This window comes from Neokomagataea thailandica NBRC 106555, assembly GCF_001598495.1.
In the GTDB taxonomy this organism is placed as follows: Bacteria; Pseudomonadota; Alphaproteobacteria; order Acetobacterales; family Acetobacteraceae; genus Gluconobacter; species Gluconobacter thailandicus_A.
On record NZ_BCZB01000001.1, the window covers coordinates 131,874 to 146,243 of the forward strand.

Genomic DNA, 14,370 nt, shown 5'->3' on the forward strand with positions numbered 1-14,370 from the left:
CCGTAGATTACGTCGAGGGGGGTGGTGTCTTATGGCTCGTTCTCGCCGAATTGCGTTGAATGTTCTTTTGGACGGAAGTGTTTCGGCTGTAGCGGCGCCTTTGGCGCGTTGGTTGGCCGCCCCTGAGGGGGGCATGCTGCACCCATTGTGGTTCATTGCTGGGGGAGGGGTTACGCTGCTCGTATCGGGGCTGCCCTTTCGTATGCCGCAGCAATACTGGCGGTTTTCGGGCCTGAGTGATTTAATTGGTATTGCTGGGGCCTCGGTCGTGAGTGCGGGCCTCTTTATGGCGTTACTGGTTCTGTCTGGCTTCGGGTTGCCAACGCCCACCTTTCCCCTCATCCATGCTTTGGTTTTGTTGGTGCTGTTGGGGGCCATCCGTATGGTCTGGCGCATTTGTACGCGTCGCCAGCCATGGGGGAGGGTGCGTGAGCGCGTGCTTTTGATTGGCGCGGATTTTGAAGCAGACCTTTTCATCCGAGCGATGGAACGGAATCAGGTGAGCAGCCAAAAAGTTGTTGGCGTCGTTACGTTAAGTGAGCAACAGGCCGGGCGGCGTATTCATAGCGCGCCGATTTTGGGGGCTTTGGATGAGTTTGCTGAGCTGTTGCGGCGGCTTGTGGTGTCAGGGCGCAGGCCGGGGAAAATCGTTGTGACATCCCCTGAATTGCGTGGTGCGGCCTTGTCTCAGGTGCTGGACATCGCACGGGTGTTTGAGGTTGATGTTTTTCGCACGCCTTCACTGACGGCTTTGCAGCCTGCGGCGCATATTGATTTGCAGCCCATTGCCATTGAAGATTTGCTCAATCGTGCGCCCGTTGCGTTAGATGGACGTGGGATACAGCAGCTACTTTCTGGGCGCGTCGTAGCTGTGACGGGGGCGGGCGGTAGTATTGGTTCTGAGCTGGTACGCCAGATTGCGGCGTATCAACCAGCGACGTTGTTACTGATTGAGCAAAATGAATATGCGTTATGGCAAATTCATTTGGATTTATCGGAGCGGTTTCCGGCGCTATCGTGTGTGCAGGTTATTGCTGATGTTCGAGATCGGGAGCGGATGGCGGATGTGTTTCGCCAGTATCCGCCAGAGATTGTTTTTCATGCTGCGGCTTTGAAGCATGTTCCGTTAGTGGAAAATAATCCGATTGAGGGTGTCCGTACAAATGTGTTGGGCACTCGGGTGGTTCTGGACACGGCACAAGCGGCTGGTGCGCGTGCAACGGTTTTGGTGTCGACAGATAAAGCGGTTAATCCATCGAGTTTGATGGGGGCGAGTAAGCGTTGCGCGGAGATTTATGGGCAGGCTTTGGATATGCGTGCGCGTAATGAAGAAAGCTCCATGCGTTGTGTAACCGTACGTTTTGGGAATGTTTTGGGGTCTACTGGGTCGGTTGTGCCTTTGTTCCGCCGCCAGTTGCAGCAAGGTGGGCCACTGACGGTGACGCACCCGAACATGACACGGTATTTTATGACGATTCCAGAGGCTGTAGGGCTTGTGCTGCAAGCGGCGGCTCGTGGCACCTGTGACCGTGGCGGAGAGGCGGTGACGGAGCAGCGTTTGCGAGAGGGGGGGATATTCGTGCTGGATATGGGCGAGCCAGTGTTGATCATGGACCTCGCATGCCAGATGATCCGTTTGGCGCGTTTACGCCCGCATGATGATGTTGAGATTAAAATTACGGGTCTGCGGCCGGGGGAAAAGCTCTTTGAAGAGCTATTCCATGGCCGTGAAGCACCTGTGCCGACAGATGCTGCGGGGTTGCGGATTGCAACGCCACGCACTGTTGATTTCGAGCTTGTAAGTCAGGCTTTAGATTCTTTGGATGCCGCATGCCACCGGGGGGACTTGGTGGAGGTGATGCGTATTCTGCAAGATCTGGTGCCGGAGTTCAGGCATAATACGGGCGCCTTGGCGCTCGAACCTGTGGCAGATGGGATGTCTCCCCATGAATAAATCAATCGCTTTTCTTGATCTCCCACGTCAACAAGCGCGTTTGGGCGCGGCGTTGAAGCAGCGTGTGGATGCTGTGTTTCAGCATTGTCGGTTTGTGATGGGGCCGGAAGTGGCGGAGCTGGAGGAAAGGCTCGCAGCGTTTGGTGGAGCCAAAGAGGCGATTGGTGTTTCCTCCGGTACAGATGCGCTGTTAATGATCCTGATGGCGGAGAATATCGGGCCGGGCGATGCGGTGTTTTTACCCGCGTTTACGTATACGGCTACGGCAGAGGTTGTGCTGTTGCTCGGGGCTGTTCCGGTCTTTGTGGATGTTACGCCGGATACGTTCCAGATTGATTTGGTATCATTAGCGCAGCGCGTTGCGGCGGTGCGTCAGGCTGGGGCGTTGACGCCGCGCGCCGTGATCGGCGTGGATTTGTTTGGGCAGGCAGCACCGTGGGATGAACTGAATGCGTATGCAAAGGCGGAAAATCTTCTGCTCTTTGCAGATTGTGCACAGTCTTTTGGGGCGTCCTATAAGGGGCGTCGTTTAGGGCGTGAAGCATTGGCGACGACGCTGTCCTTCTTTCCGTCTAAGCCGTTGGGCGGCTATGGGGATGGTGGGGCCATTTTGACGGATGACCCAGAGCGGGCCGCTTTGTATCGGTCTTTGCGTTCTCATGGCGAAGGCAAGACGCGCTATGCAGTGGAGCGTATTGGCCTGAATGGGCGCTTGGACACGATTCAGGCGGCTGTATTGCTTGCGAAACTGGATGCATTCCCGGAGGAATTGGCGCGCCGTGATGCCATTGCCTGTGCATATGATCAGGGTATGCCGTGCGGCATCAATGCGCCAGTGCGTGTGGCGGACAGTGAGAGTGCGTGGGCTGTTTATTGTGTGCTGTTGGCGGATGCGGCGCAGCGTGATGCGCTACAAGAGCATCTGAAGGCAGAAGGCGTGCCGACGGCGGTGTATTACCCGAAGCCGCTCCATCATCAGCCTGCTTATGCTGCGGCTCATGATGGTGTGTCTCTGCCGGTTTCAGAAGCGTTGGGCGGGCGCGTTTTGGCCCTGCCTATTCATCCAGAATTGACGGATGCAGAAGTGGCGCATGTTGTGGCAGCGCTTCAATCTGGTATGGCAAAGGTGGGGTCATGACCCGCGAGAAGAAGCTCTTACTCGCGTTTATTGCTGTGGTGGGTGTGCCGGTCGTTGTGATTTGGACCGTATGCTGGCCATTGCTGCGCCCTTGGGCTTTACCGCATGTGATTGGGGGACAATTAGAGATCCCTCATGCACGTGTTTTAACAGCGCTTGAGGCGCAGGGTTTGGACCAGTGGATGCAGGCGCACCGCACGGGGTGGGGGCCACCTGGAGAGGTTCCGCCCCATGTGGGGGATGTTGTGTTCCATTTGGATGCGTCGCAGGGGCGTTCTTTATGGGTGTCTGTCTGGCGGCACCCGCATACGCCAGACGATGTTGGTATTCAGACGCAAAAGAACGGTCCGTATCGGATGAACAGTTTTTCTGAGGAGGTGCTGAAAGGGATTATCCCACAGGATGTTCCACCGCCTTCAGATGGTCCGAAGCTGCCTGAATAAAGCTTAAAGTTTCCGCGGAAAACAGGGCCTTTTGCGCTTGGAGAGAGTTATATAGGTCTTGGTAGAGTGCTGCGGTTTTGCTCCATAAATCGCGGCCTAAAGCGGTTTGTAGGGGTTCTTGTAAGGCAAGCCATTCTTTCACAAAAGCAGCAGCTTCGGGGGAGTCGTGGCGTATTCCGCAAAGGCGTGCCTGATCAATGCGTTTGATGAGGTTTTCCCATTTCAGAGCATAAAAATCACGCTCTTCATTCGGGAAGTGTGTATCTGCTGTAGCTTCCCAATGTTGTTTTTCGGCCTGTGTGACATGTCTGTTGAGAAGGGGCTCTAAGGCTTTTTTGTCCAGTGTATGTGTGGTCTGACGCAGTAACTGACACAAATCTTGGATGGTTATAGCGGTCCCATCAGAAGATTTTTCACGCTGTGTGTGCAAGCTTCGGAGCGTATCGAGGGCGTTTTCGGTTGCTCTTTGCTGGTTTTCCAGAAGGGTTATCTGGGTTTTTAGGATGCTATCTGGTTCAAGAGGCTGCTCAAGAAACTTTTGAATTTCCCGTAGAGTAAAACCAGCCTTTTTCAGCGTTATAATGTGCGAAAATGCTGTAATCGCCTGCTTATCATACAGGCGGCGTCCATTCTCCGCACGTTTGGAGCGGAGAAGGCCTAAGGCTTCAAAATGGCGCAATGTGCGCGGGGTGGTGCTGGCGGCTTTGGTAAATTCACCAATGGTCAGTAAGGCGTTGTGTGTTGGCATGATATCCTCCTGACGGTGAGAGTGTTTGATGACGTTACGTCAGGAGCAAGTGCAAAATGATGCTGTGTGTTTTTTAGGTTGAGCTCTTTTCGTCCTCAAGTTCTTGGCGGGTTTGAATATGCTTTTCCAGAGGTGGCGTGGCTTTATCCATGACGGCAAGTAAAGCTGCTGTGAGGGGGGATGCGAGGATAAGGCCCGGGACACCAAGGATGGTGCTGAACACAGTTTGGGATAAAATAGCGATGGCGGGCGGCATATGCACAGCACGACGTTGGATCATGGGGGCCATGACGTTGCCTTCAAAGAATTGAATGACGCCGTACAGAATAATGACCAAGAGTGCTTCTTGGCGGCCCATAGAGAGCGCGAGTAAGATAGCCGGAACGGCGCCCATAATAGCGCCAATATAAGGAATGAAGTTACACAAACCGGCTACGACCCCGAGGGCGAGTGACAACGGCACCCCGATGAAGAACAAGCCAAGACCAGACAGCAGGCCGACTACTAGCATGTCGAGCGCTTGCCCTGCGGTCCACGCCCAGAGTGTTGCGCCGGCTGTGAGCATGAGCTCACGCACCGTGCTGCGCTGAGCGGGGGGGATAAGCCGCAAAACGCCGTCAATATATTGAGAGGGGGAGAGCGCAAAATACAATCCCGCGATGAGTACAACCGCGAGGGTGCCCACAACCCCAAAGGCGCTGCTTAATAAGCCTGTGACGGAGCCTGCAAGGCCCGAACTCAAACTGCTCAAACTGCCGGGGGTATTGGCATTACCGCCGAGGGATGTGGGCAGATAATCCAGTATCATACGCCCCAGAGCGGAATCAGAAAGCTGTGCTTTCAGCCCGCCGGATTGGGTGATGAGGGCTTGTTTTAGGCGCAGGAATTGATCCCCAATAGCGGGGCCACTGCTCCAGCCTAAGCCGATAAGGAGTGAGAGTAGGATCAGCGTCACGAGTGCGACGGCGGCGGTATAGCTCAAAAAAGGCACAAAGCGGCGCAGAGTGCGGCCCAAGCCGTGCAACACGATGGACACTAACGTCGCGGCAAACACAACGGTCAAGACATCACCCATCAGCCATACGGCCAGCATGACCACGGCGCCAGCAAGGGTAATGCGCATAATGGTGGCAATGCGCTGAAGTTCCTGCGCACGTGGCTCGGTTTGTGGTGTGGGGTTGGAGAAAGGAAGCTGCATGGTTGGGCCTTAGGTGGTGGTGGCGTGTGAAGTATCAGCAAAAATCAAAAATGATGCAAAGAGCCGTTATTCTCTGCATAGGCTGATATGCGAACCGTAAAGCAGTGTGGTGCTTATGTATGATCCGGTGCAATTGCAAAAAGTCTTGAAAGAAGAGCTTTTTGCTGAATGTGAGATAACGTTTAAGCCGATGTTTGGTGGTATCATGGCTTACTCTTTTGAGAGAGTGTTTGCATCATTGTCTAATGTTGGTTTGGCTTTGAAGTTTAATGGCAAAGACCATCAAGAGTTTTTGTCGGTTCCTGGCTCTAAAATGCTTCAATACGAGCCAGACAGTGCGCCGAGTAAATCATACATTGTTGTTCCGGAAAGTATGTTGTCCAACCCGGATATATTAAAGCTATGGGTTGTGCGTTGTTTGTCAAAACTGCCTTCTAAAAAGAAGTAGGATATTCGTATGGCACGCATTAATTTGTAGAGCTTCCTGCGGCTCACTTTGGAACGGCTAAAGCTTTTTATGAAAAGGTTTTTGGTTGGACGTTAACGGATTTTGGTTCCAGTTATGCCTGCACGATGAATGGTGAAACGGATGTGGGCCTTCAAGGGGATATGAGTGAGGCAACAACTGCGCCTTTGCCTGTTGTTTTGGTTGATGACCTCGAAAAAGCTTATGCGGATGTATGTGCGGCCGGGGGGATGATTACAAAGCCGACGTTTGGCTTTCCGGGTGGGCGTAGATTCCATTTTTCTGACCCGAGCGGGATGGAACTAGCCATTATGCAGGCTGAATAACGAGCATGCGCTACCAGCCCTGTCTGCTTCATTATAATGAAGCAGACAGGGCGTTCTAAGCGTTTAAGTAGAAGCTTCTTCAAGCTCGGCTTGTGCTTCGAGCCAGATTTCTTCGATTTCGGCTTGCTTGGCCTCCAGCCCGGCACGATGCGCGTTGAGGGAGGCGATGTCAGCCGGGTTGCCGGATTGGTAGAGGTTTGGGTCCGCTAATTTTGTCTCAATGCTGGCGAGTTCTTTGGCAATTTGCGCGAGTTTGGTTTCGGCATCCTTAATTTTGCGCCGTAAGGGGGCGAGGGCGCGGGTGAGTTCTTTGCGGTCTGCGCGGCGTTGTGAGGCGGAAGGCGCAGGGTCTTTATCAGTGCTGTCTGTTGTGCGCTGGGTGCTGCGTGCGCGTTCGTTATTTTCGGAGCGTGCTTTGCGTGCGCGTTCAATGAGCCATGTTTTATATTCGGCCATATCCCCGTCAAACGGCGTAATGGTGCCGTCTTCTACCAGCCAGAACCGATCTGCGACGGATTCAACCAAATGGCTATCATGGCTGATCAAAATCACTGCGCCTTCAAAAGCCGCTAGAGCACGGATCAAGGCGTCACGCGCATCAAGGTCAAGATGGTTGGTTGGTTCGTCGAGCAGCAGAAGGTGGGGGGCTTCACGCGTGGCCAGGGCGAGGAGCAGGCGGGCTTTTTCACCCCCTGATAGTTCCCCAACGCGGGTTTCAGCGCGTTGGGCATCCAGCCCGAAGCGGTCAAGCTGGGCGCGCACGGCAACGGGTTTTGCGTCTGGCATGGCGCGGGTCATGTGATCAATTGGTGTGTCAGACAAAACGAGTTCGTCGGACTGATGCTGCGCGAAATACCCGATGCGGAGTTTTGGGGAGTGTTTGACGGAGCCTTCTAGCGGGGCGAGGCGTCCTGCGAGGATTTTGGCAAAGGTGGATTTGCCGCGTCCATTCTGACCTAGAAGTGCAATCCGGTCTTCCATATCAAGGCGCTGGTTGAGGCCGCTCAGCACGATATGATCGCCGTAGCCTGCGGTGACGTGATCGAGCGTCAGCATTGGTGGGGGCAGTTGGGCGGGCTCTGGGAAGTTGAAGCGTGTGGGGCTGTCTTCAACGACGGAGTCAATTTGCGGTAATTTTTCGAGAGCTTTGATACGGGCTTGCGCTTGGCGGGCTTTGGTCGCTTGGGCGCGGAAGCGGTCTACGAAGGATTGCATATGTGCGCGTTGGGTTGCGACGCGTTCTGCCATACGGTTTTGTTGTAGGGCTTGCTCAGTGCGGATGCGGATGAAGTTGTCATAACCGCCGGGGGTGAGGTTGAGAGTGCCGCGATCCAGATGTGCGATGGCATCGACAGTATTATCGAGCAAGGAGCGGTCATGGCTGACGATGATGGCAGCGCCGGAGAATTTGGCGAGCCATGATTCCAGCCAGAGTACGGCTTCAATATCCAGATGGTTGGTCGGCTCATCGAGTAAGAGCAAATCAGGGTTGAGGAACAGGGCGGTAGCGAGGGATACGCGCATACGCCAGCCGCCCGAAAAATCGGACACAGAGCGGAGTTGGGCGTCTTGGTCAAAGCCGAGGCCGGAGAGAATCGCGCCGGCACGGGCCGGTGCGGTGTAGGCATCAATGGCGATGAGCCGTTCATGCACATCGGCGATGCGGGTGGGATCTGTTTCTGTTTCGGCGGCGTGTAGGAGGCGCGTCCGTTCGAGGTCCCCTTCCAAAACGGTATCAATGAGGGATGTATCCCCCGAGGGGGTTTCCTGTTTGACGCGGCCCATTGTCGCACGATTGGCGAGGGTAATCGTGCCGCCATCGGCGGTGATATCACCTGCAATAGCGGCGAGGAGTGTTGATTTCCCTGCGCCGTTACGGCCGACGAGGCCAATCTTGCGGCCGGGGTCCACATTCAGAGAGGCACTGTCCAGAAGGGTGCGTCCGGCGATGCGGAGGGTCAGATCGGAAATGGTCAAAAGGCTCAAAGCAGGACTCGCGCAGCAGAGGAAAGTGGATATTATGCTAAAAAATTATGTCAGACCTATCAGGAACGCAGATTTTGCTCTAGTGGACTGACGAGTTTTACCTTTTGCTTCATTAGGAGAAGACAAATGGCTCTTGAGCGCACGCTTTCCATCATTAAGCCCGACGCAACGAAGCGTAACCTGACCGGCAAGATCAATGCTGTGTTCGAAGACGCTGGCCTGCGTATCGTTGCTCAAAAGCGCATTCAGCTGAGCGAAAAGCAAGCTGGCGCATTCTACGCTGTGCATGCTGCACGTCCTTTCTACGGTAGCCTCGTTGCTTCCATGATTGCTGAGCCAGTTGTTGTTCAGGTTCTGCAAGCTGAGAACGCTGTTGCTAAGCACCGTGAAGTGATGGGCGCAACGAACCCAAGCGACGCAGCAGAAGGCACAGTCCGTAAGCTGTTTGCTGAAAGCATCGAAGCAAACTCCGTACACGGTTCTGACAGCCTGGAAAATGCGAAGAACGAAATCGCATTCTTCTTTGCTGAAACAGAAATCCTGCCGTAATTTCACGGTTGGTTTCCCGACTGGCTTCGGCCAGTCGGGGACTGTATTGGAGGCAGTATGTACCGTAGGTTTTTGGCTGCGGTCTTGTCTGATGAGGCCGCCTTTAGGCGGTTTTTTGCGTTTTTATGGGCGCTTATCATCGGGCCGGTTCTGGTGGGAATGGTGTTTTTAACGCCGCCGATTCAGGTTCCTGATGAAGAACATCATTTTCTACGGGCCGCCCAAATTGGTGAAGGTCATATCTTTGGGGATCGTTTGACCCCGTGGAGCAGTGGTGGCGTATTGCCGCATGGTGCGGTGCATTTTGCTTATCGTTTTAATGATCTCTTTTTTCATTATGACCACAAAATCACGGTGGCGCAGATTTTGGCTGCGCGGGAAGATCATTGGGATACGCCGCGTGAGCAGGCAGCGTTTCCGAATACCGTTATTTATGCGCCGTTTTTTTATATCCCGCAGGCCTTGGGCATTGATCTGGGGCGTGTGACGCATCGTTCAGTGCTGGTGTCGTTTTATATGGGGCGCTTGGCGTCTGTTCTTTGTTGTGTTGTCGTAGCCGCTTTGGCGCTGGCTGTAACGCGGCGCGGGCGCGTTTTGATGGCTGTGGTGCTCTCGCTACCAATGACGCTCTCTTTATATGCTTCATGCTCACAAGATGGGCTGTTTATTGCAAGCTGTGCGCTGTGTGTGGCGCTATTGACCCATATACGGGGGTCTTGGGCGGAGCCGCGCTGGTATTGGGCTGTGCTTGCTGTGCTATTGGGTGCGCTTTTAGCGTCGAAGCCGCCGTATGTGATGATGGCGTTTCTGCCGTTGCTGGTTGCTGTGCGTGAGCACCGTCTCCGTGCGGTGTGTGTGGCTCTGGTTGCGCTGGCTGTAATGGGGGTGTGGAGCGTTTATGGCATGCATCCGGTGGATATTACGACGGGCGGCAGTGGTGCGGTGAATGGGAAACGTCAGGCTTTAAGGTTATTTCATCACCCGTGGGTAGCCGTGGTGTTGGTGATCCGAACCGTGCAGGCCTTTGGTGCAGGCCTTTATCAGCAATATGTTGGTGTTTTGGGGTGGTTAGACGCCCCGGTTGTCACGTGGTTTAGCCCTATTGCTGCAATGGCAGCCCTTTACGGTCTGATCTCGGCTGTGCTGCAAGCAAGGTTCCGGCGGAGTGTGCACGCATGGGGGCAATGTCTGGGTACATTGGCGATTATTGCTGCTACGTTCTGCGGTGTGAGCCTTGCGCTTTATATGATTTGGACGCCGGTGGGGCAGTCTCTGATCTTAGGTTTGCAAGGGCGCTATTATTTGGGTTGGTCGTTGTTTTTAGTGTTGCTCTTGCCGGAGGTGCCACGCTCTTGGCGTGTACGGGTGTGGCGCGGCGGAGATGCTATGGTGATGTTTGCTGTGCTCTGTGTGTCCGTTTTGGCAACGTATGAGACGTTGGTGCTGCGCTACTGGTAGCAGCGGTAGGCCGATGGGTATTGGTGTGAACAGCAGATAATGATCTTGCGTGTTTTGGGCGCGAGATCATGCTGAAATATTTTTTTACCCTGCCTTCTGCGACCGCTCGGGTTGCCGATAGGGGGGGTGTTCAAGTCGCAGAGAGCAGGGTTTGATGATAGCGGTAGAACTCCCGGGTTTGCAGAATGGTTTATGTATCGCCATGAAGAATGGTATGGCGCTCTAGCCGTGCGGCTTCCATACGCTGCCGTGCAGAATCGATGATGGTGGGCCGAGCCTGTGACGGTAGACCTGCACTGAAGGGAGGTGCAGGGGCATATTCAAGAGCAAGCTGGATTGTTTCCGCTTCTTCTTGGCTTAATAATTCTGCGACAAGGGTTAAAGCGAAATCGATCCCAGATGTGATGCCGCCGGCGGTGATGATATTGTCGTCTTGCACGACCCGCTCTTTGACGATGCTGGCGCCAAAATGAGGTAAGAAATCAAGCGCATTCCAATGTGTTGTTGCACGTTTTCCGGATAAAAGGCCGGCTTGGCCGAGGACTAGAGCGCCCGTGCAGACGGATGTTACATAACGGGCTTTGGAAGCTTTATTGCGTATGAAAGATAAAATTTCTGTGTCGGTTAGTAAGGCGTTGGTTCCGGCGCCTCCGGGAATACATAAGACATCGAAATCGGGTGCATCAGTAAGAGTTGTATCAGGGGTAAGTATTAGGCCAGTTGCTGAGCGGATCGGCTGAAGATCTTTCCAGAGAAGGTGTGTGCTGGAATTAGGTACGGATGCAAAGACCTCGTACGGCCCGGTGAGGTCCAATTGCTGTACCCCGGGAAAGCAAAGAAGGCCAAAAGTCAGTGACATTGTGATTCAGTCTCTTCTTCTTAGGGAAGGCATGCATTATGCGCGAAATGAGGCATTGAGCAAGTTTTACGGGCGTTGTTCTGGTTTTAATGTGTGCGTGTGGGGATGCTCACGGGGTGTGGCGGTAGAACGGTGAGGTGTGTTTTGTTGAAGAACTTCATCATAGATTGAACGTCCCAGCCTGTTCCGCCAGACATGTAGTGGCCCGGTTCCCATGGCCAGTAATAAAACAGTGCCGAGTTTGTGCCTTGTGACATGGTCATCATAGGGCCGGGAGATATGCCGGACTGCCATGTGGCTATGCGTGCTTGGGCTTCCAGTGGGCGGGAGCGTAGGAAAAGAGCCATATCAGCATAGCGCCAACGTGCGGTGTCTAAAGTAAACATGATCAGGCAGGCGCAGGCGATAAGCTGGAGTTTGGGCTGTGTGATGCGTATGTGGGGCAATGTGCGTGCTGCATATCCTCCGGCTAACATGGCGAGCAGCAGGCTGACATCAAGGCGCAGGGTTTCGTGGCGCTGGCAGCAGAGGAAGCCAAACTCGTAATAAGCACTGGCAATGATCAGTGCATTGCAGGCGAGAAAAGAAACGCTGAGTACCATCAGGCTGCGTAAAGACGGGCGGATATTGGCGGCGCGTAGGGCTGTAAAGCTGCTGAATGCGATGAGTGTTTTGAGCAGTAAGCCGTGTAGAGTTGTGCCGCCTTCGCGCCCACCCGCGCTGATATCCATAGGTTGGAGCATGGCGAGGTTATGTACAAAGGGAAGGAGGCTGCTGCGGAGGCTTTGAAGGATGGCGCCTTGTGTGGGGGTGTTGTGCGGGTGTGGGAGGCCAATGCGTCCGGCGAGTAGACGCCATAGTACAAAAAGACACAGGGCCGCGGGGACCCAGAGCATTTTAAGAGGTTGTCGGGGCTGAGCAGGTTTCACCAAGGTCAAGAAGGCGGTGAGGCTAAGATACGCGCCGGAAAAGAAAAACCCAGCTTCGCTGGAGATTGCCGCAACGCTAAGGCATAGGGCCGTGAGCCAGGGGCGTTCAGTGTGGGTGAGGGTGCTTAAGGTCAGGCAGAACGCGGCGGCTAAGACGGGTAGATGGGCGGCAGTTGCCATGGGCCAGAACATCAGATCCGCGATGGGGTGGCCAAGGAAAACAATAATGCTGCTCAACGCAATGAGAAAGAGGCGTGTATTTTGTGGAAGGGCGCGGCACAGGATTGTCGGCAGAAAAGCGAGTGCGGCGCAGAGTACCCAGATGGTGCTGAGCATAGGGCCGATGAGCGGGGCGTGTAGCTGGGCGACGCAAAGGCCATAAAGGGCAATGATGGCCTCAGAAAGTGGGCGTGGACTCCAAAAAAGGAGGCGATGCCAGAAGAAGCTGCTGCCTGTGTGGGATTGGTTATAGAAATAGTCATACTCGTCGCCCTGCCAGAGCGCATAGGGCAGGGCTGAGGCATGAAGGGCGATGACCGTACCGGCCAAGATGAGGCAGAGACCTAGGGCAAGGCGTGCTGCAAGCATGGACGGTATCGGCTTTCTTAAGAGTTTTTAGGTCAAAAACGTCTTGAGGACGTTCGGGTATAGTGTGTGTTCTTGTTCCAGTACGCGGGCAGCTAGGCTGTCTGGCGTATCATTTTGGAGAACGGGCACGCGTGCTTGGCCAAGAATAGGGCCTTCATCTACGCCAGCCGTGACAAGGTGGACAGTACATCCATGTTCGGCTTCACCTTCGGCAATAGCGCGCTCATGGGTGTGTAGCCCCGGAAATTTTGGCAGAAGAGAAGGGTGGATGTTGAGCATCTTCCCTTCCCAGGCTGTGACCAAAAAGGGCGTCAGGACGCGCATATAGCCCGCAAGACAAATGACGTGGATGCCTGCTTTTTGAAGCGCGTCATGGACGGCGCGTTCATGCGCTTCACGATCTTTCCCAAAAGGTTTGTGATCAATCTCAAGGGTTTCGAGGCCAGCTTCCGCTGCGACTTGTAACCCCGGAGCATCCGGTCGGTTGCTGAGGACGAGAGCGATACGGGCTGGAAAATCGGGGCGAGCGCACGCCTCAATCAGGGCGCGCATGTTACTGCCGCGCCCACTGATCAAGATTGCAATGGGGGTTTTGGCCGTCATCAGTCGAAGGAGACCGGTGCTGTGAGGCTGTATTCGGTTTCGCTTTCGACAATTTTGCCCATGACGAAGCCTGTTTCGCCGCGTTCTGCCAGTTGAGCGAGGACCTTTTCAGGTTCTGGCGTGACGAGAACCATGCCAACGCCACAGTTAAAGACGCGGAGCATTTCGTCCGTAGCGACCTTGCCGGTTTGTGCCAGCCACTGGAAGACAGGTGGGATGGCCCATGCGCTGCCATCGACCTCTACGCCCAGACCTTTTGGGAGAACGCGCGGTAGGTTGCCTGGCAGGCCGCCGCCTGTGATATGGGCGCAACCATGCAGAAGGTTTGCAGCATGCAGGTCCAGAACCGTGCGGACATAGAGCTTGGTTGGCGTGAGAAGCGCTTCAGCTAAGGTCTTTCCTTCAGCGAAGGGTGCTGGTGCATCCCATGCGAGGCCAGACATGCGTACCACTTCGCGGACTAATGAGAAGCCGTTGGAGTGTACGCCAGATGAGGGCAGGCCGATCAGCGTATCACCTGCGCGGATACCTGCGGGCAGAAGTGCATCACGCTCGGCCGCACCGACGCTGAACCCGGCGAGGTCATAATGGCCGGGAGCATACATGCCCGGCATTTCAGCCGTTTCACCGCCGACGAGGGCGCAGCCTGATTCGGAGCAGGCACGGGCAATGCCACGAACGACGGTTGCTGCATCAGGAACCGCCAGCTTTCCTGTCGCCAGATAATCAAGGAAGAAGAGCGGCGTAGCCCCTTGGACGACGAGGTCATTGACGCACATTGCGACGAGATCTACGCCGACATCGGCATGCTGGCCTGTTTCAATGGCGACCATGAGTTTGGTGCCAACGCCGTCAGTGCAGCTGACGAGAACGGGATCTTTAAAACCAGCGGCTTTCAGGTCGAACAGAGCGCCAAAACCACCCAAGCCCCCCATTGTGCCGGGGCGGTTCGTTGCTTTTGCATCAGCCTTGATTTCGTCAACAAAAGCATCACCAGCAGCGATGTCCACCCCAGCCTGAGCGTAGCTGGCTCCTTGTGTGGTGGTGTGTTCAGGCGAGTTTGGGGTGGACTGGTCGGTCATGAAAGCACTCCGAGGGTCAAGAACGTGGGGCCCTTCTAGCATT

13 protein-coding genes and 1 pseudogene are annotated in these 14,370 nt (G+C 54.8%); 7 read left to right on the forward strand and 7 right to left on the reverse strand.

Going from position 1 to position 14,370, the window contains the following annotated elements:
- Positions 1-31: 31 nt before the first annotated feature.
- From NTH01S_RS00555 to NTH01S_RS00565, 3 genes are read left to right on the forward strand one after another with little or no spacing between them, the layout of a single operon-like run.
- Positions 32-1,954: a polysaccharide biosynthesis protein gene (locus tag NTH01S_RS00555; protein WP_245642035.1), complete on the forward strand. Its 1,923-nt coding sequence runs from the start codon at positions 32-34 to the stop codon at positions 1,952-1,954.
- Positions 1,947-3,092 (forward strand): DegT/DnrJ/EryC1/StrS family aminotransferase, encoded by a 1,146-nt coding sequence (locus NTH01S_RS00560; protein ID WP_068167718.1) that lies wholly within the window; start codon positions 1,947-1,949, stop codon positions 3,090-3,092. The genes NTH01S_RS00555 and NTH01S_RS00560 overlap by 8 nt, the downstream gene beginning before the upstream one ends.
- A complete protein-coding gene (locus NTH01S_RS00565) occupies positions 3,089-3,535 on the forward strand; it encodes a hypothetical protein (protein ID WP_174523591.1) in 447 nt (148 codons plus the stop codon). The genes NTH01S_RS00560 and NTH01S_RS00565 overlap by 4 nt, the downstream gene beginning before the upstream one ends.
- On the opposite strand, the gene NTH01S_RS00570 is transcribed toward NTH01S_RS00565, so the two are convergent.
- Positions 3,483-4,283: a MerR family transcriptional regulator gene (locus NTH01S_RS00570; protein ID WP_068167721.1), complete on the reverse strand. Its 801-nt coding sequence runs from the start codon at positions 4,281-4,283 to the stop codon at positions 3,483-3,485. The genes NTH01S_RS00565 and NTH01S_RS00570 overlap by 53 nt on opposite strands.
- Positions 4,284-4,356: 73 nt before the next feature.
- Positions 4,357-5,481, reverse strand: a complete 1,125-nt coding sequence (locus NTH01S_RS00575) for an AI-2E family transporter (RefSeq protein WP_157070807.1) — start codon at positions 5,479-5,481, stop codon at positions 4,357-4,359.
- Positions 5,482-5,596: 115 nt separating this feature from the next.
- On the opposite strand from NTH01S_RS00575, the gene NTH01S_RS00580 reads away from it, so the two are divergent.
- Positions 5,597-5,929 carry a TfoX/Sxy family protein gene (locus NTH01S_RS00580; protein WP_068167724.1) on the forward strand — a complete coding sequence of 111 codons (333 nt, stop codon included), beginning with the start codon at positions 5,597-5,599 and terminating at the stop codon, positions 5,927-5,929.
- Between the two features lie 41 nt (positions 5,930-5,970).
- A pseudogene (locus tag NTH01S_RS00585) lies at positions 5,971-6,273 on the forward strand (VOC family protein); the annotation flags it as partial.
- Between the two features lie 63 nt (positions 6,274-6,336).
- On the opposite strand, the gene NTH01S_RS00590 reads toward NTH01S_RS00585, so the two are convergent.
- The gene (locus NTH01S_RS00590) at positions 6,337-8,259 is read right to left on the reverse strand and encodes an ABC-F family ATP-binding cassette domain-containing protein (protein ID WP_068167725.1); all 1,923 of its coding nucleotides are present in this window, start codon (positions 8,257-8,259) and stop codon (positions 6,337-6,339) included.
- A 126-nt stretch (positions 8,260-8,385) separates the two neighbouring features.
- Between NTH01S_RS00590 and ndk the strand changes: the two genes are divergently transcribed.
- Together ndk and NTH01S_RS00600 are read left to right on the forward strand one after the other, a co-directional pair.
- On the forward strand, positions 8,386-8,808 hold the full coding sequence (ndk, locus tag NTH01S_RS00595; protein ID WP_068167727.1) for a nucleoside-diphosphate kinase: 423 nt from the start codon (positions 8,386-8,388) through the stop codon (positions 8,806-8,808).
- 57 nt (positions 8,809-8,865) lie between these two features.
- Positions 8,866-10,266, forward strand: a complete 1,401-nt coding sequence (locus NTH01S_RS00600) for a DUF2142 domain-containing protein (protein ID WP_068167729.1) — start codon at positions 8,866-8,868, stop codon at positions 10,264-10,266.
- A gap of 190 nt (positions 10,267-10,456) precedes the next feature.
- On the opposite strand, the gene NTH01S_RS00605 is transcribed toward NTH01S_RS00600, so the two are convergent.
- From NTH01S_RS00605 to purM, 4 genes are all read right to left on the reverse strand, one after another.
- Entirely contained in the window at positions 10,457-11,125 is a 669-nt protein-coding gene (locus tag NTH01S_RS00605; protein WP_068167731.1) for a DJ-1/PfpI family protein, read from the reverse strand.
- Between the two features lie 86 nt (positions 11,126-11,211).
- The gene (locus NTH01S_RS00610; RefSeq protein WP_068167733.1) at positions 11,212-12,642 is read right to left on the reverse strand and encodes a hypothetical protein; all 1,431 of its coding nucleotides are present in this window, start codon (positions 12,640-12,642) and stop codon (positions 11,212-11,214) included.
- A 27-nt stretch (positions 12,643-12,669) separates the two neighbouring features.
- Positions 12,670-13,245 carry a phosphoribosylglycinamide formyltransferase gene (gene purN, locus NTH01S_RS00615; RefSeq protein ID WP_068167735.1) on the reverse strand — a complete coding sequence of 192 codons (576 nt, stop codon included), beginning with the start codon at positions 13,243-13,245 and terminating at the stop codon, positions 12,670-12,672.
- Entirely contained in the window at positions 13,245-14,327 is a 1,083-nt protein-coding gene (gene purM, locus NTH01S_RS00620; protein ID WP_068167737.1) for a phosphoribosylformylglycinamidine cyclo-ligase, read from the reverse strand. Before purM ends, purN begins: the two co-directional genes overlap by 1 nt.
- Between the last annotated feature and the right edge of the window lie 43 nt (positions 14,328-14,370).

Excerpts from the sequence above, each read along its gene's own strand:
- NTH01S_RS00555 (WP_245642035.1), top strand. The coding sequence starts at position 32 with ATGGCTCGTTCTCGCCGAATTGCGTTGAATGTTCTTTTGGACGGAAGT.
- NTH01S_RS00560 (WP_068167718.1), top strand. The coding sequence starts at position 1,947 with ATGAATAAATCAATCGCTTTTCTTGATCTCCCACGTCAACAAGCGCGT.
- NTH01S_RS00565 (WP_174523591.1), top strand. The coding sequence starts at position 3,089 with ATGACCCGCGAGAAGAAGCTCTTACTCGCGTTTATTGCTGTGGTGGGT.
- NTH01S_RS00570 (WP_068167721.1), bottom strand. The coding sequence starts at position 4,283 with ATGCCAACACACAACGCCTTACTGACCATTGGTGAATTTACCAAAGCC.
- NTH01S_RS00575 (WP_157070807.1), bottom strand. The coding sequence starts at position 5,481 with ATGCAGCTTCCTTTCTCCAACCCCACACCACAAACCGAGCCACGTGCG.
- NTH01S_RS00580 (WP_068167724.1), top strand. The coding sequence starts at position 5,597 with ATGTATGATCCGGTGCAATTGCAAAAAGTCTTGAAAGAAGAGCTTTTT.
- ndk (WP_068167727.1), top strand. The coding sequence starts at position 8,386 with ATGGCTCTTGAGCGCACGCTTTCCATCATTAAGCCCGACGCAACGAAG.
- NTH01S_RS00600 (WP_068167729.1), top strand. The coding sequence starts at position 8,866 with ATGTACCGTAGGTTTTTGGCTGCGGTCTTGTCTGATGAGGCCGCCTTT.
- NTH01S_RS00605 (WP_068167731.1), bottom strand. The coding sequence starts at position 11,125 with ATGTCACTGACTTTTGGCCTTCTTTGCTTTCCCGGGGTACAGCAATTG.
- NTH01S_RS00610 (WP_068167733.1), bottom strand. The coding sequence starts at position 12,642 with ATGCTTGCAGCACGCCTTGCCCTAGGTCTCTGCCTCATCTTGGCCGGT.
- purN (WP_068167735.1), bottom strand. The coding sequence starts at position 13,245 with ATGACGGCCAAAACCCCCATTGCAATCTTGATCAGTGGGCGCGGCAGT.
- purM (WP_068167737.1), bottom strand. The coding sequence starts at position 14,327 with ATGACCGACCAGTCCACCCCAAACTCGCCTGAACACACCACCACACAA.